At 64.9% G+C, this 2,729-nt stretch carries 2 protein-coding genes; both read right to left on the reverse strand.

The window, feature by feature from the left end:
* Positions 1-800 (reverse strand): PEP/pyruvate-binding domain-containing protein (locus tag RMO81_RS05570; protein ID WP_310474778.1); only part of this gene is annotated, 800 nt, incomplete at its 3' end.
* 63 nt (positions 801-863) lie between these two features.
* A partial coding sequence (gene glyS, locus RMO81_RS05575; RefSeq protein WP_310474779.1) for a glycine--tRNA ligase subunit beta occupies positions 864-2,729 on the reverse strand: 1,866 nt, incomplete at its 5' end.

The raw sequence follows: 2,729 nt of genomic DNA on the forward strand, positions 1-2,729 counted from the left end.
CCGGTCGACGGATCGCGGGTGAACGCCACGCCGGTCGCCGACGTATCGCCCAGATTGCCGAACACCATGGCCTGCACGTTGACAGCGGTGCCCCAGCTTTCGGGAATATCGTTCAGCCGGCGATAGGTGCGCGCCCGGTCCGAGCGCCACGAACCGAACACCGCGCCGATGGCGCCCCAAAGTTGCTCGTGCGGATCCTGCGGGAATGGCCGGCCCAACGCTGCTTCGACGATGGCCATGTAGCGCGCAACAAGCTTTTGCAGATCAGCGGCATCCAGCCCGGTATCCTGCGAAACGCCCTTGTCTTCCTTGGCGATTTCCAGCGCGTCTTCAAAGGCATAATGGTCCAGCCCCAGCACGACATCGCCATACATCTGGATAAACCGGCGATAGCTGTCCCACGCGAAACGCGGGTTGCCACTGGCGGTGGCCAGGCCCTCAACCGTCACATCATTCAGGCCAAGGTTGAGCACCGTATCCATCATGCCCGGCATCGACACGCGCGCGCCGGAGCGGACGGAGACCAGCAACGGATTTGCGGCATCACCAAACGTCTTGGCCGTCACGCTTTCGATGAACGCGAGGCTGTCCAGCACCTGGGCCTGCACAGCATCGGGCAGCCGGCCACCGGCATCATAATAGGCGGCACAAACGGGCGTCGAAATCGTCAGGCCCGGCGGCACCGGCAGGCCAATCCCGGCCATTTCGGCGAGGTTGGCGCCCTTGCCGCCCAGCAATTCCTTTTGTCGAGCATCGCCTTCGGCCGTGCCGCCACCGAACCGGAAAACTGACTTCGTCATTTGAAACCCCTCACCCCGCTCGCCTTGCAGCGAGTCGACCCTCTCCCGCAAGGGGAGAGGGGGTTAACCTTCGATCTTCGAGAAGTCCGCCACGCCATGCACCGCATCGCGGAACTCCGCCAACAGGGCCAATCGCCGCGCCCGGATGCCCGGATCGGGATCATTGACCATCACATCGGTGAAAAACGCATCGACCGGCCCGCGCAAACTGGCCAGCGCCGCCATCGCGTCGGTGAAGCGTTCGTCTGCCACGGCCTGCGTGGCAGTGGGCAGCGCCGTCGCCAGCGCGGCGGCGAGCAGGGCTTCCGCCCCCTCGCCTTCGCCACTGGCCGGTTCGCCAATCCCGTCCTTCTCGGCCGCCTTCAGGATATTGGCCGCGCGCTTGTAGCCAGCGAGCAGGTTGGTGCCGTCCTCGGTCTCCACGAACGCCTGCAACGCCTTAACGCGGGCGAGCAGGCGAACAAGATCATCTTCACCACCGAGCGCGAACACGGCATCAATCAGGTCGTGCCGCACGCCGGCTTCGCGCTGCTGCACCTTCAGGCGATCGGCGAAGAAATCGAGCAAATCAAGAGCGCGAGTGTCTACGTCTCTGCCCAACTTGGCTATGTGCTTGGTAGTCCGAACAGAGGCATAGGTAGATATTCCGGGCTGCCGGTTACGCGACCACACCGCAAGCTTGGTAGTCTCCCAGCGGGGCAAATGATTTTCCACTAGTTCCAGCATGGAAATACGCCGGTCGCCCTCAAGCAGCATCGCGAGCGTTCCCAATGCAGCCCTGCGTAGGGCAAAGGGATCTCGCGAACCAGTTGGCTTCTCGTCAATTTCAAAGAACCCAAGCAACGTATCCATCTTGTCCGCCAGCGCCACCGCCACACTAACAGGGGCAGTCGGCACATCATCGCCCTGCCCCACTGGCTTGTAATGGTCGCGCAATGCATCGGCGATTGCGGGGTCGATGCCGGTGGCCAGCGCGAGGTAGCGGCCGATCTGGCCCTGCACTTCGGGAAACTCGCCCACCGTGGCGGAAACAAGATCGGCCTTGGCCAGACATGCCGCCTGTTCGGCCAGTGCCGGATCAGCCGGCACCGCACCGCTTTCGCACAGCCACTTGGCCAGCGCAGCAACGCGTTCCACCTTGTCTGCCAGCGTGCCCAATTTCTCGTGGAACACGATGTCGTTCAGCTTGGGCAGGAACGCCTCCAGCCCGCCGGCGCGGACGGTGGCCAGATCCTGCTCCCAGAAGAAGCGCGCGTCGGACAGGCGGGCGGAGAGCACGCGCTGGTTGCCGTGGGTGATGGCGGCGCCGCCGTCGGTCGCGTCGAGGTTGGCGACGCAGATGAAGGCCGGGGCGAGTGCGCCGTCCGCACCCGAAAGGGCGAAATATTTCTGGTTGGTGCGCATGGTGAGCACGATCACCTCACGCGGGACCGACAGGAAATCGGGATCGAAACGGCCAAGCAACGGCACCGGCCATTCGGTGAGTCCGGCGTTTTCGGCCACCAGGCCATCATCGGGGATCAGCGACAGACCAGCCCCGGCGGCCAGTTCGGCGGCGCGGGTGGCGATGATCTGGCGGCGTTCGGCGCTGGAAGCCAGCACGTTCGCAGCGCGCAACTGGTCGAGATAGGTGGCGGCGCTGGTGATGGTCAGCACACCCGGCGCGTGGACGCGGTGCCCGCGCGTGTCGCGGCCCGATGTGATGCCATGCGCTTCACACGCCACCACGTCGCCATCGAGCAGCGCGACGATGCCCGTCAATGGCCGCACCCAGCGCGGCGCGGCAGTCGATTGGCTGGCCACGCCCCAACGCATCGATTTGGGCCAGGCGAAATCGCGCACGATCTGCGGGATCACGTCGGCAATGATGGCCGACGCGGTGCGGCCTTCGCGGCGCAGCACGGCGAACAGCACGATGCCCTTGCCAGT

It is taken from the genome of Sandarakinorhabdus sp. (assembly GCF_031422795.1).
Taxonomy (GTDB): Bacteria; Pseudomonadota; Alphaproteobacteria; order Sphingomonadales; family Sphingomonadaceae; genus Sandarakinorhabdus.